The sequence below is a fragment of the Rhodopseudomonas palustris genome (genome assembly GCF_003226555.1).
GTDB classification, from domain to species: Bacteria; Pseudomonadota; Alphaproteobacteria; order Rhizobiales; family Xanthobacteraceae; genus Rhodopseudomonas; species Rhodopseudomonas palustris_I.
Genome location: NZ_QKQS01000006.1, coordinates 203,292 through 224,880 on the forward strand (window position 1 = coordinate 203,292; position 21,589 = coordinate 224,880).

General features: G+C 64.6%; 19 protein-coding genes. 6 read left to right on the plus strand and 13 right to left on the minus strand.

The window, feature by feature from the left end; translation table 11 throughout:
* Positions 1 to 137: 137 nt before the first annotated feature.
* The 12 genes from DNX69_RS02885 to DNX69_RS02940 all read right to left on the minus strand — a co-directional run bounded on the left by DNX69_RS02885 (position 138) and on the right by DNX69_RS02940 (position 13,631).
* Entirely contained in the window at positions 138 to 1,340 is a 1,203-nt protein-coding gene (locus DNX69_RS02885) for an efflux RND transporter periplasmic adaptor subunit (RefSeq protein WP_110784824.1), read from the minus strand.
* On the minus strand, positions 1,330 to 4,524 hold the full coding sequence (locus DNX69_RS02890; protein ID WP_110784508.1) for an efflux RND transporter permease subunit: 3,195 nt from the start codon (positions 4,522 to 4,524) through the stop codon (positions 1,330 to 1,332). The genes DNX69_RS02885 and DNX69_RS02890 overlap by 11 nt, the downstream gene beginning before the upstream one ends.
* A 198-nt stretch (positions 4,525 to 4,722) precedes the next feature.
* The gene (locus DNX69_RS02895; RefSeq protein ID WP_110784509.1) at positions 4,723 to 6,414 is read right to left on the minus strand and encodes a methyl-accepting chemotaxis protein; all 1,692 of its coding nucleotides are present in this window, start codon (positions 6,412 to 6,414) and stop codon (positions 4,723 to 4,725) included.
* A gap of 300 nt (positions 6,415 to 6,714) precedes the next feature.
* Positions 6,715 to 7,497 carry a 2-oxo-tetronate isomerase gene (otnI, locus tag DNX69_RS02900; protein WP_110784510.1) on the minus strand — a complete coding sequence of 261 codons (783 nt, stop codon included), beginning with the start codon at positions 7,495 to 7,497 and terminating at the stop codon, positions 6,715 to 6,717.
* A 61-nt stretch (positions 7,498 to 7,558) separates the two neighbouring features.
* Entirely contained in the window at positions 7,559 to 7,813 is a 255-nt protein-coding gene (locus DNX69_RS02905; protein ID WP_110784511.1) for a hypothetical protein, read from the minus strand.
* Positions 7,810 to 8,007: a hypothetical protein gene (locus DNX69_RS02910; protein WP_110784512.1), complete on the minus strand. Its 198-nt coding sequence runs from the start codon at positions 8,005 to 8,007 to the stop codon at positions 7,810 to 7,812. Before DNX69_RS02910 ends, DNX69_RS02905 begins: the two co-directional genes overlap by 4 nt.
* A 42-nt stretch (positions 8,008 to 8,049) precedes the next feature.
* Positions 8,050 to 8,754: an ABC transporter ATP-binding protein gene (locus tag DNX69_RS02915; protein ID WP_110784513.1), complete on the minus strand. Its 705-nt coding sequence runs from the start codon at positions 8,752 to 8,754 to the stop codon at positions 8,050 to 8,052.
* Positions 8,738 to 9,472 (minus strand): ABC transporter ATP-binding protein, encoded by a 735-nt coding sequence (locus DNX69_RS02920; RefSeq protein ID WP_110784514.1) that lies wholly within the window; start codon positions 9,470 to 9,472, stop codon positions 8,738 to 8,740. Before DNX69_RS02920 ends, DNX69_RS02915 begins: the two co-directional genes overlap by 17 nt.
* A complete protein-coding gene (locus tag DNX69_RS02925) occupies positions 9,469 to 10,455 on the minus strand; it encodes a branched-chain amino acid ABC transporter permease (protein ID WP_110784515.1) in 987 nt (328 codons plus the stop codon). Before DNX69_RS02925 ends, DNX69_RS02920 begins: the two co-directional genes overlap by 4 nt.
* Positions 10,455 to 11,333 carry a branched-chain amino acid ABC transporter permease gene (locus DNX69_RS02930; RefSeq protein WP_110784516.1) on the minus strand — a complete coding sequence of 293 codons (879 nt, stop codon included), beginning with the start codon at positions 11,331 to 11,333 and terminating at the stop codon, positions 10,455 to 10,457. Before DNX69_RS02930 ends, DNX69_RS02925 begins: the two co-directional genes overlap by 1 nt.
* Before the next feature lie 174 nt (positions 11,334 to 11,507).
* On the minus strand, positions 11,508 to 12,755 hold the full coding sequence (locus DNX69_RS02935; protein ID WP_110784517.1) for an ABC transporter substrate-binding protein: 1,248 nt from the start codon (positions 12,753 to 12,755) through the stop codon (positions 11,508 to 11,510).
* Between the two features lie 57 nt (positions 12,756 to 12,812).
* Positions 12,813 to 13,631, minus strand: a complete 819-nt coding sequence (locus tag DNX69_RS02940; RefSeq protein ID WP_110784518.1) for a putative hydro-lyase — start codon at positions 13,629 to 13,631, stop codon at positions 12,813 to 12,815.
* 115 nt (positions 13,632 to 13,746) lie between these two features.
* Here DNX69_RS02940 and DNX69_RS02945 point away from each other — a divergent pair, with 115 nt between their 5' ends.
* From DNX69_RS02945 to DNX69_RS02960, 4 genes are all read left to right on the plus strand, one after another.
* On the plus strand, positions 13,747 to 14,697 hold the full coding sequence (locus DNX69_RS02945; RefSeq protein WP_110784519.1) for a LysR family transcriptional regulator: 951 nt from the start codon (positions 13,747 to 13,749) through the stop codon (positions 14,695 to 14,697).
* Positions 14,698 to 14,767: 70 nt separating this feature from the next.
* The gene (locus DNX69_RS02950) at positions 14,768 to 16,018 is read left to right on the plus strand and encodes a Zn-dependent hydrolase (protein ID WP_110784520.1); all 1,251 of its coding nucleotides are present in this window, start codon (positions 14,768 to 14,770) and stop codon (positions 16,016 to 16,018) included.
* 37 nt (positions 16,019 to 16,055) lie between these two features.
* Positions 16,056 to 16,970 (plus strand): NAD(P)-dependent oxidoreductase, encoded by a 915-nt coding sequence (locus tag DNX69_RS02955; RefSeq protein ID WP_110784521.1) that lies wholly within the window; start codon positions 16,056 to 16,058, stop codon positions 16,968 to 16,970.
* Between the two features lie 144 nt (positions 16,971 to 17,114).
* Positions 17,115 to 17,951 (plus strand): hypothetical protein, encoded by an 837-nt coding sequence (locus DNX69_RS02960; protein ID WP_110784522.1) that lies wholly within the window; start codon positions 17,115 to 17,117, stop codon positions 17,949 to 17,951.
* A gap of 32 nt (positions 17,952 to 17,983) precedes the next feature.
* On the opposite strand, the gene DNX69_RS02965 is transcribed toward DNX69_RS02960, so the two are convergent.
* Positions 17,984 to 18,997 (minus strand): tartrate dehydrogenase, encoded by a 1,014-nt coding sequence (locus DNX69_RS02965; protein WP_234826847.1) that lies wholly within the window; start codon positions 18,995 to 18,997, stop codon positions 17,984 to 17,986.
* 304 nt (positions 18,998 to 19,301) lie between these two features.
* On the opposite strand from DNX69_RS02965, the gene DNX69_RS02970 reads away from it, so the two are divergent.
* Both DNX69_RS02970 and DNX69_RS02975 read left to right on the plus strand, forming a co-directional pair.
* Positions 19,302 to 20,516 carry an ABC transporter substrate-binding protein gene (locus DNX69_RS02970; protein WP_425327288.1) on the plus strand — a complete coding sequence of 405 codons (1,215 nt, stop codon included), beginning with the start codon at positions 19,302 to 19,304 and terminating at the stop codon, positions 20,514 to 20,516.
* A 196-nt stretch (positions 20,517 to 20,712) separates the two neighbouring features.
* Positions 20,713 to 21,588 (plus strand): branched-chain amino acid ABC transporter permease, encoded by an 876-nt coding sequence (locus tag DNX69_RS02975; protein WP_110784525.1) that lies wholly within the window; start codon positions 20,713 to 20,715, stop codon positions 21,586 to 21,588.
* The last annotated feature ends 1 nt before the right edge of the window (position 21,589 follow it).

The window sequence follows — 21,589 nt, forward strand, 5'->3', positions numbered from 1 at the left end:
CATCCACGTCATTGCGAGCGAAGCGAAGCAATCCAGGGACGCCGTGCACGGAGCTGGATTGCTTCGTCGCTACGCTCCTCGCAATGACGGAGAGAGGTCTTGACCGATCTCAAAGGTAGGGGATCGAACGCAGTCTCCTACCCCTTCACGTCCTGCTTCTCCGAGGCCGTCGGCTTGCCGGCCTTGGCGGCGTCGTCGGCGACGACGCGGACCTTCTCGCCGTTGGCGATGCCGTCCGGCGGCGCGACGATGATGCGATCGTCGGCGGAGAGACCGGTGGACAGTTCGATCTCGCGGCCGAGGTCGCGGGCGATGGTGACGGGCTTGAGCTGCACGCGGTCATCCGGGCCGACGGTCGCGACGCGCAGCCCGCTGCGGTTGAAGATCAGCGCCGACGCGGGAATATGCAGCGGCGCCTGATCTCGGGCCAGCGCGAGCTTCACATTGGCGAAGCCGCCCGGCATCAGTTCGCCCTTGGCATTGTCGAGCCCGAGCTGAATCCGCATCGTACCGGACGCGACATCGACCGCCTGCGACGAGGCTTCCACCGTCGCCGGGAAGGTTCGGCCGGGATATTCCGGCAGCGCGATCACGGCCTCGCCGCCGATCCGCACCAACGGCGCATAGTTCTGCGGCACGTTGACGTACACGCGCAGCTTGGCGATGTCCGACACCACGAACATCGCCGGCCCCGCGCTCGAGCCGGCGCTGATCAGCGCGCCAACGTCGGTGTTGCGCTCGGTCACGACGCCGTCGAACGGCGCGGTGATCTTCTTGTAGCCGGCCAGCGCTTCCAGCCGTTCGACATTGGCCTGGCCGGAGTTCACCGCAGCGCGCTTGGCGGCGAGATCGGCGGTGCGTTCGTCGATCTCCTGGGCCGAGACGAAGTTCGACGCCACCAGCGTCTTTCGGCGGTTCAGCGTCGCTTCCGACAGCTTCGCGCTCGCCTGCTGGCTGGTGAGATCGGCGCGCGCCTGCAACAGTTGCTGATCGAGATCCGGCGCCTCGATCTCGGCGATCACCTCGCCGGCCTTGACCTTGGCGCCGATGTCGGCGCGCCAGCTCTTCACGTAGCCGGAGACACGGGCGTAGATCGGCGCGCGCGAATAGGCTTCCAGCCGCCCCGGCAGATCGAGCGTCGTGGTCGGCACTTTGCCGTCCGGCCGCGTTACCGCCACGCTGGAAAGCGCCTGCTCGTCGGTCCAGGCCCGCAGCTCGGCGCTGCTCTTCTCGCGGGCGTTGATTCCGGTGACCACGATCGCGACCGCGCCGCAGGCGATCACGAAGCCCGCGATGCCGAGGCCGCGACGGGATCGGCGAGGCGGTTGATCAGTGGGCATGCGACGTCTCCAGAGCAGGCGCGGCATCGGACGCCCGCTGTTTCTTGTGAACCATGCTGAACACCACCGGCACGAACATCAGCGTCGCGAAGGTCGCGAACAGCAGTCCGCCGATCACGGCGCGGCCGAGCGGCGCGTTCTGCTCGCCGCCCTCGCCGAGCCCCAGCGCCATCGGCGCCATGCCGATGATCATCGCCAGCGCCGTCATCAGCACCGGCCTGAACCGGACGAAGCCGGACTCCAGCGCCGCTTGCACCGGATCGCCGAGCACCGCATAGCGCTCGCGCGCGAACGAGATCACCAGCACGCTGTTGGCGGTGGCGACGCCCATGCACATGATCGCGCCGGTGAGCGCCGGCACCGACAGCGTGGTGCCGGTGGCGAACAGCATCCAGACGATGCCGGCGAGCGCGGCCGGCAGCGCGGTGATGATCACGAACGGGTCGGCCCAAGATTGGAAGTTCACCACGATTAGCAGATAGATCAGCACGATCGCGCCGAGCAGGCCGAACAGCAGCCCGGCGAAAGCGCTATTCATGGTCTCGACCTGGCCGAGCAGGACGACCGACGAGCCCTTCGGCACTTCGGCCTTGGTCTCGTCGATCACCTTGCGGATGTCGGCCGCCACCGCGCCGAGGTCGCGTCGCTGCGTGGTGGCGAAGATCTGCACCATCGTCTGGATGTCGTATTGCGACACCACGGCATTGCCGGCCGCGCGCTTGATCTCGGCGAGACCGCCGAGAATCGGCGCGCCTGCGGCAGCCGCTCCCGAGGCCGAGATCGGAATGGTCTCGAGCTTGCTGAGCGAGTCGACGTGATATTGCGGCGTCTGCATCACGATCGAATACGACACGCCGTTGTCCGGGTTGAGGTAGTAGGTCGGCGCCACCTGCGACGAGCCGGCGAGATTGACGACGAGGCTGTTGGTGACGTCGCGCTCGGTCAGGCCGACATATTGGGCGCGGGTGCGATCGACATCGATCTTGAAGGTCGGATTATTGGGCGACTGCTGAATGCGGGCATCGGCGACGCCGGGAATGCGCTTGATCCTGGCCAGCAGCTTGCCGGCGTAGTCGAAATTCGCCGCCAAATTGGCGCCGCGGATCTGCAGGTCGATCGGCGCCGGCGCGCCGAAATTCAGGATCTGGCTGACGATGTCGGCGGGCAGGAACGCGAAGGTCATGCCCGGGAACTGCCGCGGCAGCTGCTCGCGCATGATCTTCACATACTCCGCGGTCGGCTTGTGCTCGCCCTTCAGCTTGATCTGAATGTCGGCATCCTGGGTGCCGATCACCCCGGTGTTGTTATAGGTCAGATTGATGCCGGAAATCGGCATGCCGACGTTGTCGGTCAGGGTTTCGATCTGGTCCGGCGGAATGATCTTGCGGATCGCCTTCTGCACCTCGGCGAGCTGATTGGCGGTCTCCTCGATCCGGGTGCCGACCTGGGTGCGGACATGCATCAAGATCTGGCCGGAATCGACCGAGGGAAAGAAGTTGCGCCCCAGATACGGCACCAGCGCGAAAGACAGCGCGACGACGCCGAGGAAGCCGGCGACGAACACCCGGCGATGCCCCATCGCCAGCGTCAGCAGATCACCATAGCCGTGGCGGAACCGAGCGAACACGCCTTCGAATGCCTGCTGGAAGCGCACCAGCGGATTGCGCGACGGCTTCCGCCCCGCCAGGCTGTCGTGCTGGACATGCGGCTTCAGCAGATACTTGGCCATCGTCGGAACCAACGTGCGCGACAGCAGGAACGACCACGCCATCGCGAACATCACCGCTTCGGCCATCGGCACGAACAGATAGCGCGCGACTCCCTGCAGGAAGAACATCGGCACGAACACGATGCAGATGCACAGCAGCGAGACGAAGGCCGGCGTCACGATCTGGTTGGCGCCGTCGAGGATCGCGGGCTCGACCGCCTTGCCCTGCTCCAGATGCCAATTGATGTTCTCGATCGTCACCGTGGCGTCGTCGACCAGGATGCCGACCGCGAGCGCAAGGCCGCCGAGCGTCATGATGTTCAGCGTCTCGCCGATCGCCGACAGGCAGATGATGGCGCCGAGCACCGACAGCGGGATCGACACCGCGATGATGACGGTGGAGCGCCAGCTTCCGAGAAACAGCAGGATCATCACGCTGGTGAGCAGCGCGGCGATCACGCCCTCGACGGCGACACCAGTAATCGCGCCACGCACGAACACCGACTGGTCGCCGACGAACGCGACCTTCAGCGCCGCCGGCATCGCGTCCTTGACGTCCTGCACCTTCTGTTTGATGCCCGCGATGATGTCGAGCGTCGACACCGCGCCGGCCTTCAGCACCATCATCAGCACCGAGCGGTTGCCGTCGACGTGCACGATGTTGGTCTGCGGCGGATTGCCGTCGCGCACGGAGGCGACGTCGCGGATGTAGACCATCGCGCCATTCACCGCCTTGATCGGCAGATTGCCGAGTTCCTCGATCTTCAGCGGCGAGTTGTTGAGCTGGATGACGTATTCGAACTCGCCGATCTTCTGGGTGCCGACCGGCGTGATCAGGTTCTGCGCGGCCAGCGCATTGGCGACATCCTGACCGGACAGCCCGCGCGCCTGCAATGCGCTCGGATCGAGGTCGATCTGGATCTGGCGTTGCTTGCCGCCGAACGGCCACGGGATCGCCGCACCGGGGACGGTGATCAGCGGGGTGCGAAGCTGATTGATGGCGAGGTCGGCGAGGTTCTGCTCGGTCAGACCGTCGCCCGACAGCGCGAGCTGCAGGATCGGCACCGTGGATGCCGAGTAGTTCAGGATCAACGGCGGCGTCGCGCCCGGCGGCATCTGCTTGATCATGGTCTGCGAGATCGCGGTGACCTGCGCATTCGCGGTGCGGATGTCGACGTTGGGCTGAAAGAAGATCTTGACGATGCCGAACCCGCCATAGGAGTTCGCGACGATGTGCTCGATGTCGTTCACCGTGGTGGTGAGCGCGCGCTGGAACGGCGTGGTGATGCGCCCGGCCATCTGATCCGGCGGCAGGCCGGTATACTGCCAGACGACGCCGATCACCGGGATACGGATTTCAGGAAAGATGTCGGTGGGGGTCCGGAGCGCTGCGAGCGGGCCGACGATCAGCAGCAGCAGAGCCAGCACCACGAATGTGTACGGCCGGCTCAGTGCGATGCGGACCAGCGCGATCATTCGTCAGGTCGTCCCCGATCGTGTGCCTTGGGAACGGCCGCTCCACGGAGGGCCGTTGTGGTGATTTACCGAAGCGCAGGCAATTAGCCAAGCGTCGCGGCGCACAATCACCCTGCGGCAGAGCAAGATCGAAAGGGTTTTGATCGGCATTCCGGCGAGCGTCACGACAGATTGATCGCAACGCTCGCAGGGCAGGCATCAGGCGGCGCGGACCGACTCCAGGAAGCTGCCGACCTCGAGCTTCAGCCGGCTGCTTTCGGTGGAGAGCGACTGAGCCGCGGACAGGACCTGCGAAGAGGCTGCGCTGGCTTCCCCGGTGCCACGTTGGACGTCGACGATATTGGAGGAGACCTGCTGAGTTCCGCGGGCCGCCTCCTGAACATTGCGGGCGATCTCCTGTGTCGCCGCGCCCTGCTCTTCGACCGCCGAGGCGATGGTTGAGGCGATCTCGGACATGCGCCCGATGATGTCGCCGATCTCCTTGATGGCGCCGACCGAGTCCTGGGTGGCGGCTTGAATGCCGTTGATCTGCTGGCTGATTTCGCCGGTCGCCTTCGCGGTCTGTTCGGCCAAGGCCTTGACCTCGGCCGCCACGACGGCGAAGCCGCGGCCGGCTTCGCCGGCCCGCGCCGCCTCGATCGTAGCGTTGAGAGCCAGCAGGTTGGTCTGGCCAGCGATGGTGTTGATCAGATCCACGACGTCGCCGATCCGCGCAGCCGCCTGGGCGAGTTCGCCGACCCGACTGTTGGTCTTGCGCGCCTGCTCCACGGCCTCGTTGGCGATCCGGGCGGAGTCCTGGACCTGACGACTAATCTCGTTGACGGAGGACGCCATTTCCTCGGTGGCCGAGGCGACCGATTGAACGTTGTTGGATGCTTCCTCGGAGGCCGACGCCACACGGGAAGTGAATTCCCGCGAGCGCTCGGCGGTCGAGGACAGCGAGCCGGCCGAGGCCTCGAGTTCGGTCGAGGCCGACGACACCGTGTGAACGATTTCGCCAATCATCTTCTCGAACTTGCGGGTGATGGCGTCCACCCGTTCGCCACGGGCGATCTTGGCCTCGGCCTCCTCGGCCGTGGCCGCATCGGCAGCCCTCTTGTCGATTAGCGCCTGCTTGAACACCTGCAGGACGTCAGCCATGGCGCCGATTTCGGTCTTCTCGCCCTGATGCGGGACGGTCGCCGTCAGGTCGCCGCGGCCGAGCGCCTGCATCGGCTCGATGATGGAATTGATGCCGCGGGAGACGTCGCGGATGAGAAAGAGGCCGAGGCCGATCGCAGCCAGCGTCGCGACCGACAGGATGCCGATCATCATGAAGAGAGCGGAGTGGAAGCTGTCGGAAGCCGCCTTGCTAGCTTGCGCGCCGCCCTTGTTGTTGAAGTCGATATCGCGCTGAAGCACCTCATCGGCCTTTACGCCGACCGGGTTCACCACCTTGGCGTTGAAGTCACGAGTCTGTTCGGACACCCGCCCAATGTCCTGACGGGAGCGCGCCAGCACCTGATCGGTGCCGCGGACGTACTCGTCCCACAGCTTCGACCATTCCTGGTAGATCGCCCGCTCTTCGGGCGAGGTGATGAGGCGCTCGTAATTGCTGCGGGCGTCGGCGAGTCTGCCCTTCACGGTATCGATGGTCTTGTCCACGGCCTGCTTGTCGTCGGCCGAGAACGACAGCAGATGCTGACGAACAACGGTGCGGTAGGTGATGCCCGTTGCCCGCAGCTCACCCAGTGCCCTGACGCTCGGCAACCAATTGGACGCCATCTCCTCGGTATTCGCATTGATGGATTGCATTTTCAGAATGGCTACACCACCGAGGCCCGTCATCACGATGAGAAGCGAAGCCAGGACAGTGGTGATTTTGGCGCGGATCGAAAGGCGATCGAACATCGACGTTCCCTGATGATTCTGGAAAGCGCGCCGCCCTGCCCCAACGGCTGACTCCGCGCGGCGACCTCTGCCGCCATTGCTGAAGTAGTACGACAATCCTAACTCCCGCCTTAAGATTGGAACCACGCAGGGGAAGTTTTTGCTTGTAACTACTTCGGGTCATCATCGTCGTCAGTCCGAGCTAACAGGAAGAGGCCTGCAGCGGGCCGGTCGACCTCCTCAATTCCGATCGGGAAGCTTCGGTGAGCCGACCGGCATGGCATGCGCTGCTTGACTAGCGGCTCAAATGAAAGGCAGGCGTCAGGCTCCGAGCGCTCGATACGGCGCGAACCAGCCGAGCCCGTCGACGGTGCCGCCACGCGGCCGATATTCAGCGCCGACGAAGCCGCCGTAACCGAGCCGGTCGAGCTCGGCAAACAGGAAGGGATAGTTCAGCTCCTCGCCGTCCGGCTCGTGCCGGGACGGCACGCTGGCGATCTGGATGTGGCTGACGATCGGCAGCAGCGCCCGCAGCCGCATGGTGACGTCGCCGTGCAGGATCTGGCAATGGTAGCAGTCGAACTGCAGCTTCAGATTCGGGATGGCGAGTTCGCGGACCAGGCCGGCGGCATAGTCGACATCGTCGAGGAAATAGCCCGGCGCATCCCGATGGTTGAGAGGTTCGATCAGCACATCGATTCCGTGCGGCGCAAAGAAGTGCGCCGCGACCGCCAGCGACCGCCGAAACGCCAGCGCGGCTGCACCGTCGCTGCGGTCGGCATTGCCGGCCAGCAGATGCAGCCGCTTGACCCCGGTCGCGAGCGCATAGGGCAGCGCCGTGTGCAGGCTGCGCTGCAGTTCGTCGAACTTGTCGGGCCGGGCCGCAAATCCCTTTTCGCCCGCCGCCCAATCGCCCGGCGGCAGGTTGAACAGCGCCTGCGTCAGGTGATTGCGCTGCAGCCGCTCGGCGATCGCGGTCGGCTCGACCGCATAGGGAAACAGAAACTCGACCGCATCGAACCCCGCCGCCCGCGCTGCATCGAAGCGATCCAGAAAGGCGTGCTCGGTGAACATCAGGCTGAGATTGGCGGCGAAGCGCGGCATCGGATGACATCCTCGGGAGACACGTGACTTTAGCGGATTCGAACTTGATGCAGCGCTGTCATCATCGGAGCATCGCATCATAGTCGGCGTGGCTGCCAATCCAGAACCACAACAGCCCCTCGTCCACCGGCACAGCAAGCGCCCGGTAACCAAGGCCAACCCTCACCGAATACAGATTGCCGACTTTCTTGAAATGCAGCGATGGATGACTGGCATCGGCCTTCAACAGCGCAAAGTTCTTGTCGGCGAGAGCGCGGATCGGCTGGGGCAACGCCCGATAGGCCGTCCAAAATCTGGAGCTGGCAAAATGCCTCACAGCTCTCGCGAGCCGCCGCCCCGATGTTCGGCAATGGCGTCCGCCGCCAAGTCGTCCAACCGTCCTCCAGCAGCGTCTCGCGCGATCCGCTCGTCGAAACGCGCAGCATCAAAAGCCGCGAACCAAGCGCGAAACCGCGCGAGTTGGTCGGCCGGAAGCTGCTCGACTGCCTTCTCGATGTCCTCGACGCTCATGGGAACAGTGTACCACTCCACATGAGCTGTGAAAACCAGCTTTCACAACCCCAGATACGCTTTCCTGACGTCCGGGTTGTCCATCAGCTCAGCGGCTCCGCCCTGCATCAGGACGCGGCCGGTCTGCAGGATGTAGGCGCGGTCGGCGATTTCGAGGCATTCGGCCATGCGCTGCTCGACGATCAGCACCGTCATGCCGGCGTCGCGGATTTTCTTGACCGACTGGAAGATCTCGCTGACCAGCTTCGGCATGATGCCCTGCGACGGCTCGTCGAGCATCAACAGCCGCGGCCGGGTCATCAGCGCGCGGCCGATCGCCAGCATCTGTTGCTCTCCGCCGGAGAGTGTCTCGGCGCGCTGCTCCAGCCGCTCCTGCAGCCGCGGGAACAGGCTGAATACGAATTCCAGCGGCTGCTCGCGATCGGGCTTGCCGCGATACAGATAGCTGCCGAGCCTTAGATTGTCGTGCACCGACAGCCGCGGAAACAGCCGGCGGTTCTCCGGCACATAGGCGACGCCGCGCTTGGTGATCAGATGCTGCGGCACACCGTCGAGCCGCTCGCCGTCGAACAGCACCTGGCCGGAGCGGATCCGCTCGGCGCCGGCGATCGACTTCAGCAGCGTCGACTTGCCTGCGCCGTTGGCGCCGGCGACGCAGACGATTTCGCCCTTCTCGACCTCGATCGAGACCTCTGAAATCGCGACCAGCCCCTTATAGGCGGTGGTGACCTCACGCACCGACAGCATGGCGATCCCCGAGATAAGCAGTAATGACTTTCGGATCGCGCACCACGTCGGCCGGCTTGCCTTCGGTGAGCACCTTGCCGAGGTCGAGCACGATGGCGCGATCCACCAGCGGCATCACGATTTCCATGACGTGCTCCACCATCAGCACGGTGACGCCGGCATCGCGGACCCGGCGCACCAGCTCGACGCCCTTCTCCGCCTCGGTCGGCGTCAGGCCGGTGAGCACCTCGTCGAGCAGCAACAGCTTCGGCTCGGTGGCGAGCGCCCGTGCCACTTCGAGCCGGCGCTTCTCCGAGGGGATCAACTGGCTCGCCAGCACGTCGGCGCGCGCGTCGAGGCCGCAGAACGCGAGCACATCGTGCGCCTTGCGCCGCGCCTCGCGCATCACCGTAGTCCGGATCAGCGCCCCGACGATGACGTTGTCGATCACCGTCATCGACTCGAAGCTCTTGACGACTTGAAAGGTGCGGCCGATGCCGCGGGCGCAGCGCGCGGTCGCCGGCAGCTTGGTGACGTCCTCGCCGTCGAAGATGATCGAGCCTTGGGTCGGCGGCAGCACGCCGGCGATCAGATTGAACAGCGTCGACTTGCCGGCACCGTTCGGGCCGATCAGGCCGACGATCTCGCCGCGCTGAACCGAGATCGACACGTCGGAATTGGCGACTAGGCCGCCGAAGCGCTGCCAGACCCCACGGGTCTCGAGCAGAGGCGTCGTCATTGCGGCGCTCCCTTCGAGGTCGGCTTGCGCGAGAACAGGCCGAGCAGACCTTCGGGCCGCGCCAGGGAGATCAGCACGATCACGCTGCCGTACAGGATCAAGTCGACACCGCGCCCCGAACCGCCGACGAACGACCGCGTCAGTTCGGTGAGCGGGATCAGGATCGCGGCGCCGAGCACCGGCCCCCACAGCGTGCCGATGCCGCCGAGCACGGCCGGCAACGCCATCAGCAGCGAGAACTGGAACGTCATCACGCTCTCAGGATCGATGTAGGACACGAACATCGCATAGAAGCTGCCGCCGACCGCGGTGAGAAACGCCGACACCGCCGCGGCGCCCATCTTGGAGTTGAACACCACCACGCCGAGGCTTTCGGCCGCCTCCGGATTGTCCTTCACGGCGCGCCACCAGTAGCCCCATTTGGAGTCTTCCAGCCACCAAGTGATCAGCCAGGCGAGGCAGCAGAATACGAGCGCGAAATAGTAGTAAGGCAGCTTGCTGCGGGCGAACTGGAACTTGGCCCAGCTGTCGCCGCGCACCATGATGTCGATGCCGAGTGCGGCGCCGGCCCAGTCCCAGTTGTGGAACAGCAGGAAACCGATCTCGGCGATCACGATGGTGGCGATCACGAAGTAGTGCCCGCGCAGCCGGAACGTCGGATAGCCGAGCGCCAACGCGATCACCGCAGAGATCAGGCCGCCGCCGATCATGCCGAACCACGGCAGCACGCCGAGCTTGGTGAACAAGAGCGCGGTGGTGTAGGCGCCGAGCCCGAAATACAGCGCGTGGCCGAGCGAAATCTGGCCGCAATAGCCGCCGAGGATGTTCCAGGCCTGCGACAGCGCCGCGTACATCAGGGTCAGCACCATGATGTTCTGGACGTAGACGTCCTTGACGAACAGCGGAGCGCAGGCAGCGAGGGTCGCGAGCAGTGCGGCGACGATCAGGTCGCGGCGGCGGCGATTGAGATGAGCCTGGTCCATCAGATCGATCCGAACAGGCCGCGCGGCCGAATGAACACAACCAGGAGATAGACGGCATAGATGCCGATCGATTTCAGCGACGGCGGCAGGATCATCGCGGTGGTCGCCTCGACCAGGCCGACGATGATGCCGCCGGCGAAGGCGCCGAACACGCTGCCGAAGCCGCCGAGCGCCACCGTGACGTAGGCGATCAGCGCGAATGACGCGCCGACGTCGGGATAGATGTAGAAAAAGATCGCCATCACGGCGCCGGCGAGCCCGATCAGCGCAGAGCCGAGCCCCCAGCCGAGCGCGAACACCTTGTTCTTGTCGATGCCGACCAGCGCGACCGCACCCGCGTCCTCGCGGGTCGCCTCCAGCGCACGGCCGAAGTCGGTCTTCTTCATGAAGAAGTACAGCGCCCCGAACGCCGCGATCGACACCAGCGCGCCGACCAGTTGCGGCACCGGCAGAAACACCCCGCCGATCTCGATCGTCTTGCCGCCGAGCCAGGAGACGTTGATGCTGCGATAATCGGGGGTGAAGAAGTACTGCGCCAGGCCTCGCATCAGGATGGCAAGGCCGAAGGTGGTGAAGATCTGCACCATGCCGATATTGGCTTTCGCCCGCATCGCAAATCTGACGACCAAGAGGTAGATCGCGGCGCCGAATATGAACATCGCCGCTCCTACGAGGGGAGCGGCGAGGATCGGATCGATCGCGAAGAACGCGAACAGAAAGAAGGTGATGTACATCGCCAACATCAGGAATTCGCCGTGGGCGAAGTTGGTGACGTCCATCAGGCCGAAGATCAGAGCCAGGCCGACCGCGACCAGCCCGTAAAGAAGTCCCATCAGCAGACCGCTGGCGAGGGACTGGATGATGGTGGCGGTGGTCAACGGCAATGCCTCTCGGTTTGTCGTCCCCGCGCAGGCGGGGACCCATAACCACCGGCCCGCGCTTTGGCGCGCAGGCGGCGGGACATCGTCATTCAGCCATGACTGCCGGGAGTATGGGTCCCCGCCTACGCGGGGACGGCGCTGTGCCCGAGGTCATGGCGTTCAATCGAGCGCTTACGGCATCGGCCAAATCGCCGCAGCGACCGCGGCCTGTTCGGGGAAGATAGTGACGAACTTGCCGTCGACATATTGCAGCAGCACCGGGTCGGCATCCTGGTTCTGGCCGTTCTCGTCGAACTTGACGCGCTTCCACGGCATGATGGTTTGATCGCCCGGCATGTCGGTGGCGACCAGCGCTTCGCGGATCTTCTCGCCGTCGGTCGACTTGGCGCGGTTGATCGCATCGGCCATCACGATCAGCCCCATGAACTGCCGCGACGAGTAGTCGTTGAAATCCTTGCCGGACTTCTCCTTGTACATGTCGTTGATCTTGCCGACCATCGGCCGCTTCTTGGCGAGGTCGAGCGAGAACGAGCCGCGCGAGATCACGCCCGGGATCTTGTCACCGACCGCGTCGTACAGCGCCTTTTCGGAGAAGCCGGCGTCCTGGGCGACGATGTTCTTGGCCTTGTAGCCGAGCTCGCCCATGGTCCGGATCAGCAGGATGCCGTCGGTGGTGTAGCTCGACGGCATCAGCACGTCGGCGTCGGCGGCCTTGAGCTGCTGCACTTCGGCGGTGAGCGACGGCGAGTTGGCGCGATACTTGATGTCGGCGACCACCTTGTAGCCGCGCTCCTTGGCGAGGGCGAGCTGGGCGTTGGAGGAGTCGGTGCCGAAGATGGTGTCCTCGTGGAACAGCGCCAGCGTCTCGATCTTCTGGCCCTTCTTCTTCTCGGCATCGAAGAAATCGAACATCGCCTTGGAGAACATCTCGTCGTGCGGTGCCGCGCGAAAATAGAACTTGAGGCCGCGGCGATGCAGGCTCGGGGAGGAGTTGTCGGCCGACAGGAACGGGATCTGGTAGCGCTCGCAGATTTGGCTGACCGTCACTGCCACCGAGCTCTGATAGGTGCCGACGATGGCGCAGACCTTCTCCTGGGTGATCAGTCGCTCGGCTTCGGCGCGGCCCTTCTGGGGATCGGCTTGGTGGTCGGCGAACACCAGCCGCACCTTGGCGCCGCCGAGGCCCGGCAGGCCCTCGCCGCGCGCCAACGGCAGGTCGAAATCATACTTGTTGTTGATGATGTCGGCCGCGGTCTGGAACGCCTTCTGGGCGTCGACACCGATCTGGGCACTCGATCCGGACAACGGATAGATCACACCGATCACGACTTCCTTGGTCTCGGCCCGCGCCGTGGCGAACGGCAGAAGCGCGGCGCTGGCCGCACTGCCGAGAACGAGGTTACGGCGATTGATCTTCATGACGTCTTCCTTTGCTACCAGCGTTGGGAGTGAAGCGGTCAGAGGTTCGGTTCGGCGTTACAGCACGGCAAGGTGCTTGTTCTTCAGGTCGGTGACAAGCATCAATCCGGGGGCGTGAGTGATGGCGAACGGGACTTTGGCGGCGGCGATCACCGCCTGGGGAGTAACACCGCAGGCCCAGAACACCGGCAATTCGTCGGGTTCGATCCGCACTGGGTCGCCATAGTCGGGCTTATTGATATCGGCGATGCCGATCGACTGCGGCAGGCCGATATGCACCGGCGCACCGTGAACGGACGGAAAACGCGAGGTGATCTGCACCGCCCGGATGGCGTCTCGCGGCTTCAGCGGCCGCATCGATACCACCATCGGCCCCGCAAACGGACCAGCCGACGCACACGGGATATTGGTCCGATACATCGGCACCCGCACCTTCTGGTCGATATGGCGGATCGGAATATCGTCGGCGAGTAGCGCCTCTTCGAACGAGAACGAGCAACCGATCACGAACGCGACCAGATCGTCGCGCCAATGCGAAATCACGTCGGTCGGCTCGTCGATCAGCGCGCCGTCGCGCCAGACCCGATAGCGCGGCACGTCGGTGCGGATGTCGAGATCGATACCGAGCGAGGGAATCTTCGGCTCGCCGACGTCGGACATGCCGATAATCGGACACGGCTTCGGATTGAGCTGACAGAAGCGGTGGAAGGCGGCGGCGTGTTGTTCCGGCAGGATCACCAGATTGCCCTGGACGTAACCGGGCGCGACCCCGGCGGTGCTCTCGGCGAGACCGGCGCGGTACGCCAGACGCGCCTGATGAGACGGAAGCGACGCTTCAGCGTCGTGGAACTGCTGCTCTGCCGCAAAAACAGTCATTCACCCACCCTGCCTAGTCTCTCGACAGTAGTGGAGCCGAAGCCTAATATAATGTCTAATCTTTGTTTCTGATCGGAAACAATAAACCCGACTTATCGACGAAAGGAGTCGACCGATGGTGGACTTCAAAGCGCTCGAAACATTCATCTGGGTCGTGACGTTGGGCAGCTTCCGCGGTGCGGCGCACAAGCTCAACACGACGCAGCCGGCGATTTCGCAGCGGATCGCTCAATTGGAGCGGGAGCTCGGGGTACGGCTGCTGCAGCGCGACCATCGGGTCGCCTCGCCGACCCCAAGCGGCCGGCAATTGATGCTGTATGCCGAGAAGCTGGTCCGACTGCGCACCGAGATGATGGCGGCGGTCAGCGATCAGTCGAGCATGCGCGGCGTGCTGCGGCTCGGCGTCGCCGAGACCATCGTGCACACCTGGCTGCCGCGATTGATCGAACAGGTGAACCGCGCCTATCCACACCTGTCGCTTGAGATCGAGGTCGACATCACACCGAATTTGCGCGCACGGCTGCTGGCACAGGAAATCGAGCTGGCGTTCCTGCTCGGGCCGATGACGGCATCGACGGTGCGCAGCCGGGTGCTGTGCGAGTATCCGATCGGCTTCCTCGCCAGCCCCACACTCGGACTCGGCAGCGAACTGCTGACCGTCGCCGATCTGGCGAAATTCCCGATCATCACCTTCCCGCGCAAGACGCAGCCCTACGAGATCGTGCGCTCGCTGTTCAACAAACCCGAGCTGCCGCCGATCCGCCTGCACGCCTCTGCCTCGCTCGGCACCGTGATCCATATGGCGAGCGAAGGCCTCGGCATCGCGGTAATCCCGACCGCGATCGTCGAGGACGAACTCGCCCAAGGCCGGCTACAACTGCTGCAGACCAACCTGAAGATCCAGCCGCTGCGGTTCTCCGCGAGCTGGCTCGCCTCCCCCGATACGGTGGCGATCGAGCGCGTCGCCGAACTCGCGGCCGAGATCGCACACAATGGCGGCTTCATGCCCGATCCTGCAATGCAGCTCCGCGATATTGCTCACGTCGTTGAACCGGCGATTGGTTGACGCGCCTCCGACCGACTTGCCAAACTTTCTCTCTGCCTCGCGCCGTCCGCGCTGACTTCCCGGAGTGATTATGACCAAGACTGCCTCGAACCTGCAGATCGATTCCTCGCGGCTGTGGGGCACGATCCACACCACCGCGCAGTTCGGCGGCACGCCGAAAGGCGGCGTCAGGCGGTTGACGTTGTCGGCGGAAGACAAGCAGGTCCGTGACTGGTTTCGCGCCGCGTGCGAGAGCGCCGGCCTCGAAGTCGGCATCGACACGCTCGGCAACATGTTCGCGCTGCGCAAGGGCCGCGACATGACCAAGCCGCCGATCGGGCTCGGCTCGCATCTCGACACCCAGCCGACCGGCGGCAAATTCGACGGCATTCTGGGCACTTTGGCCGCGCTCGAAGTGATCCGCACGCTGAACGACGCCGGCATCGAAACCGAGCTGCCGCTGTGCATCACCAACTGGACCAATGAAGAAGGCTCGCGCTTCGCCCCGGCGATGATGGGCTCGGCCGCCTTTGTCGGCGACTTCACCGTCGAGGACGTGCTGTCGCGCAAGGACGCTGCCGGCATCAGCGTCGCCGAAGCGCTCGACGGCATCGGCTATCGTGGAGACCGGCCGGTCGGCACCCAGCCGTTCTCCGGATTCATCGAGCTGCACATCGAGCAGGGCCCGATCCTGGAAGCCGAAGGCAAGACCATCGGCGTGGTCGAACATGGTCAAGGCGTGCTGTGGTACGACGGCAAGATCACCGGCTTCGAGAGCCATGCCGGCTCGACCCCGATGCATCTGCGCCGCGATGCGCTGGCGACGCTGTCAGAGATCGTGCTGGCGGTCGAAAAGATCGCCACCGAGCTCGGCCCGAACGCGGTCGGCACGGTCGGCGAAGCGGTGATCGCCTCGCCCTCGCGCAACGTCATCCCCGGCGAGATTGCTTTCACCATCGACATGCGCAGCGCCGACGCCGCGATCCTCGAGCAGCTCGACCAACGGCTGCGCGCGGCGGTGGCCGAGATCGCGCCGCGCCGCAAGGTCGAGGTCGCGCTCGATCTGGTGTGGCGCAAGGAGCCGACGCATTTCGACCAGAAGCTGGTCGGGGCGGTCGAGACCGCGGCCAATGCGCTCGGCTATTCGAACCGCCGGATCACCTCGGGGGCCGGTCACGACGCCTGCAACCTGAACGCCAGAATTCCGACCGCGATGATCTTCGTGCCGTGCAAGGACGGCGTCAGCCACAACGAGCTGGAAGACGCCACCCAGCCCGACTGCGCCGCCGGCGCCAATGTGCTGCTTCACACCGTGCTCTCGCTCGCCGGCGTCGCCAAGTAATCGCCGGACCACGGCCGCTCTATTGGGGGAGATCACGATGCACGCGGTGTTCGTCGACGCCAGCGATACGCTCGCCGAACTGATGGAGCGGCTGGCGACGCCCGGCGATCCACCGGTGAAGATCCACCGCGACCCGGACGTCACACCGGAGCAACTGCCCGAGGTGCTGGCCGGCGCCGCGATCGCGATGATCGACCACACCTATCTGCCGACCGAGATTGCGCGGCAATGCACCGGGCTGAAGCACGTGGTGTTTCTCGGCACCGGCGCCCGCAGCTACATGAATATCGAGGAGCTCGCCGAGCTCGGCATCGAGGTCCACTTGATCCGCGGCTATGGCGACACCGCGGTCGCCGAAGCGACCATCGCGCTGATGTGGGCGGCGGCGCGCAATCTTGCGATCATGGATCGCGAGATGCGGCAGGGCCAATGGCTGCGTGAAGACGGCATGCAGCTGACCGGCAAGACGCTCGGCCTGATCGGTTTCGGCGGCATCGGCGCCGAAGTGGCGCGGATCGCGCACGGCTCGGGCATGCAGGTGATCGCCTGGAACAGGAGTTCGAAGGACGTCGACGGCGTTCGCTTCGTCGATCTGGACACCCTGCTACGCGACAGCCACATCGTCTCGATGCATCTGTTGCTCAACGACGAGACCCGCGGGTTCCTGTCGCGCCAGCGGATCGCCGCGATGCGGCCGGGCGCGATCCTGGTCAACACCGCTCGTGGCGCGCTCGTCGACGAGACCGCTATGATCGACGCGCTGCGGTCCGGCCACCTGCGCCATGCCGCGCTCGACGTGTTCGACATCGAGCCGCTGCCGACCGGCCATCCGCTGACCACGCTGGCCAATGTGACGCTGTCGGCACACTCGGCGTTCCGCACCCCGGAAGCGAGCGAAAACCTGATTACTGCCGCCCTGTCGCATTGCCGGCGGATCGCGGCGAACGGCTGATCCGCTCGCAGGCGGCAATTAATTACCATCGCCACCGAGCATCCGCCGTAATCATCGGGCGCCCGACCAATCCCGCCTGATCCGAATCAACAGCGCGTGAACCCAGCCTGTGCGATACTTCGCGAATCGCACGGAGTCATTCTCATGAAGGATTGGTACGCGGTCTTCGCCCTCGCGCTGGTGATCATCATCGGCTCGGCCGCCGGCCTCGCCGGCACGCTGGCGTTCCTGCTGGCATTCTTCGCCGCCTGGTACTTGCTGTCGGCGCGCGAGGTCGGCTTCGCCAATGCGCGCGCCAGCCTCGCCTTCCGGATCGATCCGCCGATCTGGACGCGCAGCAACTGGCAATGGCTGGAGCGGCTGTTCGACGACAGCGACAAGCTGCTGAAAGCCGCAGCCACCGCGATGATCGTGATGGCCGCCACGCTGATGATCGGCGCCCCGATCACTCTGCTCGTGGCTTTGCTGATTGCCGCGTATGTCGCCTTCAACATTCACCGCAACGGCCCCACTCCGCCGCGACGAGTGGTACGGATTCACGATGCCGGCGCAGACGTCTCGGCCCACGCAAACCGCAATACTCCTATTCCGCCGCCCAACAACACGCAGAGCTCGGCAGTGCTGGCTCCGGTCGTGACGCCGGTTCAACCCGCAACTGAGCCGGCCCCGCTACTGCTTCGGACGTCGACCCGCATCGTCGCGCCGCGGCCGCGGGAGGTCACCAAGCCGCGGCCCTCGCAAAACCGCCGGCCCGTTGCACGCGGCGCCCGTAAGGCAGCAAGCAAGCGTCAGCAGCGTAAAACGACCCACAACCGGGCTCGTCCGCTTCCGCCGCTGCCGAGCCGCAAGCCCGGCTACGCGATTGCGCTGAAGCCACGCCGTCCGCTTCGGCAGCCGCCGCAGATCCGGCAACGGCGGCGCGTACGCAAGCCGATGACGCTGGTCCGGGCCAGCGCAGCGGGTTCGTCACCGACCCGCTGACGCCGGCTTCTGCGTGCTCCACAGAGGACCGCCTACTCCACCATCTCGGCGACGCCCTTGCCGCAGGCCGCGGTGTCGGCCTGACCGCCGAGATCGCGGGTGCGCAAGGTCCGCTCGGCGAGCGTCCGCTCGATCGCCTTCACGATCGAATCCGACGCCTGCTTCTCGCCGAGATGCTCGAGCATCATCGCGCCCGACCAGATCATCCCGATCGGATTGGCGACGCCTTGCCCGGCAATATCCGGCGCCGAACCGTGCACCGGCTCGAACACGCTCGGGAAGTCCCCCTCCGGATTGATGTTGCCCGACGGCGCAATCCCGATCGTGCCGGTGCAGGCCGGGCCGAGATCCGACAGGATGTCGCCGAACAGATTGGAGCCGACCACGACGTCGAACCAATCCGGGTGCAGCACGAAATGCGCCGTCAGAATGTCGATGTGATACTTGTCCCACTTCACGTCCGGATAGCTCTTCGCCATCGCTTCGACGCGCTCGTCCCAATACGGCATGGTGATCGAGATGCCGTTCGACTTGGTCGCAGATGTCAGGTGCCGCTTCGGTCGCGACTGCGCCAGCTCGAACGCGAATTTCAGAATCCGGTCGACGCCGGTCCGAGTCATCACCGTTTGCTGGGTGACGAATTCACGCTCGGTATCCGGGAACATCCGGCCGCCGACCGACGAGTATTCGCCCTCGGTGTTCTCTCGCACCACCCAGAAATCGATGTCGCCGGGCTTGCGGCCGGCGAGCGGCGACGGCACACCGGGCATCAGTCGGACCGGACGCAGATTGACGTACTGATCGAACTCGCGGCGAAACTTGATCAGCGAGCCCCACAACGAAATGTGATCGGGAATCTTCGCCGGCCAGCCGACCGCACCGAAGAAGATCGCGTCGTGGCCGCCGATCTTCTCCTTCCAGTCATCCGGCATCATCTGGCCGTGCTTCTCGTAATAGTCGTAGCTGGCGAAATCGAACTGGTCGAACACCAGTTTGACCCGATGCTTCTTCGCGGCGGCTTCGAGCACGCGCAATCCTTCCGGCATCACTTCCTTGCCGATGCCGTCACCCGCAATCACCGCGATACGATACTGGTCTTTGCTCTGATTCAACTCGGTTCCCCTTTGTGTCGCGCGTCGCGCGGCTTCATCTGGCCCAAAGTACGCTGGCGTTCAACGCTGCGCTGCACATAGCGAATCCGCGTGAATGCGAAAGTATTGTGCTTGCCTGCGACAAAACGCGCGCTACACTTTTCACGGCTGATCAACAAGCCGCCGGCCAACGAGCCAACAAAGACAATAAAGAGGAAACGCCATGTCTCCAGCCCCCTCGAATGTCCGTTCGTGGTCGATGCGCGCAGTCGTCGCCGCGACTGCGATCGGATTCGGTGCATCGTCGGCACTCGCCGCCGATCCGATCAAGATCGGCGTGATCGCCGAAGCACAGGCTATCGCCGGCGCATCGATTCCGCAGGCGGCCCAGCTCGCCGCCGACGAGATCAACGCCAAAGGTGGGGTCGACGGCCGTAAGATCGAGATCATCAGCTACGACAATCACTCGTCCTCGGCCGATTCCGTGCGTGCATTTCAGCGCGCGGTGAATGAGGACAAGGTCAATGCGGTGATTGCCAGCTATATTTCCGAGGTCGTGCTGGCCTTGATGCCCTGGGCATCGCGATTGAAGACGCCGTTCGTCACTCCCGGCGCGGCCTCGAACGAGATCACCAAGGCGATTCACAAGGACTACGAGAAGAACAAATACACGTTCCACGGCTACCTCACCTCCGGCGAACTCGCACAGTCGGTGTGCGACGCGGCCAAGGATCTGCTGGTCGACGCCCGCCACATGAAGAGCGCGGTGATCATGAGCGAGGACGCCGCCTGGACCAAGCCGCTCGACGTCGGCTACCAGGAGTGTCTGCCGAAGATCGGCCTGAAGGTTCTCGATCACATCCGGTTCTCTCCCGACACCACCGATTTCACCCCGATTTTCAACAAGATCGAAGGCTCGAAGCCGGACGTGATCATCACCGGCATCTCGCATGTCGGCGTGCAGCCGACGGTGCAGTGGAAGAACCAGCAGGTGCCGATTCCGATGTTCGGCATCTCCTCGCAGGCCACCAACGAGACCTTCGGCAAGGATACCAACAACGCCTCCGACGGCGTGCTGTATCAGGGCGTGTCGGGACCGGGTGTCGCGGTGACGCCGAAGTCGGTGCCGTTCGCCGAGAACTTCAAGAAGAAGTACGGCAACTATCCGTCCTACGCCGGCTACACGTCCTATGACGAGGTCTACTACATCGCCGATGCGGTGAAGCGTGCCGGCTCGACCGACAGCGACAAGCTGGTCGAAGCGCTGGAGAAGACAGACTACGAAGGCACGATCGGCCGCGTCCAGTTCTACGGCAAGGACGATCCGTTCACCCACGGCCTGAAATACGGCAAGGGCCTGCTCACCGGCCTGATGCTGCAGTGGCAGGATGGCAAGCAGGTCGCGGTGTGGCCGCCCGAAGTGGCCAAGGCCAAGATCAAGTTCCCGGCCTTCATCAAGGCCGCCGCGAACTGAGCGCTCCGCCGAAATGCTCCCGCCGCCAACGACGGGAGCATTTTTCGTCGGGCTGCAAGCTTCTCCACATCGTCATTCCGGGGCGCGGGCAACGCCCGCGAACCCGGAATCTCAGAACAGCTCGGGATTCCGGTTCTGCGCGCCCGCGGCGCGCATCCCGGAATGACGTCCCGGATTTGGCAACTGAAAGTCCCGAATGCTCGCCCTGCAAATCCTGATCGACGGTTTCGCCATCAGCGCGTTGTATGCGCTCGGCGCGACCGGCTTCACGTTGATCTTCGGCGTCTCCGGCGTGCTGAACCTGTCGCACGGCGCCATCATGGTGGCTGCTGCGGTCGCAGCCTGGGCGGCGTCGAGCACCTTCGGCATCGGCAGCTACGCCGGCGCGCTGGTCGGCATCGCCACCGCGCTGGTGATCGCGCTGCTCACCTATTTCGCAGTGGTGCAGCCGATCCAGCGCTCACGGCGGATCGCCAATGAGGAGAAGGAGATCTTCGTCCTCACCGGCACGCTGCTGTGGGGCATCATGATCCAGGAGGCGATCGCTTACTTTTTCACCAACAACGCCAAGACGGTGTTGCCGATCGTCACCGGCGTCGTCGAGATCCTCGGCGTGCGCACCCCGCGCAACCAGATCTTCACCGCGCTGGTCTGCTGCTTGGTGATCGCCCTGCTCTGGCTGCTGGTCAACCGCACCAAGATCGGCAAGGCGGTGCTGGCGGCGTCGATGAACCCGCGCGGCGTCACCCTGCTCGGGCTCGAACTGACCAACATCTATGTGGTGGTGTGGATCATCTACGGCGTGCTCGCCGGCATCGCCGGCGTGCTGCTCGGCATGTTCCTCGGCGTGTCGTCCTACAGCGTCGGGCCGCTGACCGCGAGCGCGTTCTCGATCGTGGTGCTCGGCGGCCTCGGCAGCGTGTCCGGTTCGCTGATCGCCGCCTTCGTGGTCGGCTATCTCGAAACCATCACGGCCTACATGATTTCGCCGGCGTATCGAACCATTCCGGCGCTGCTGCTGCTGGTGACCGTGATGTATCTGCGGCCTCAGGGCCTGCTCGGGAGGCGCTGAG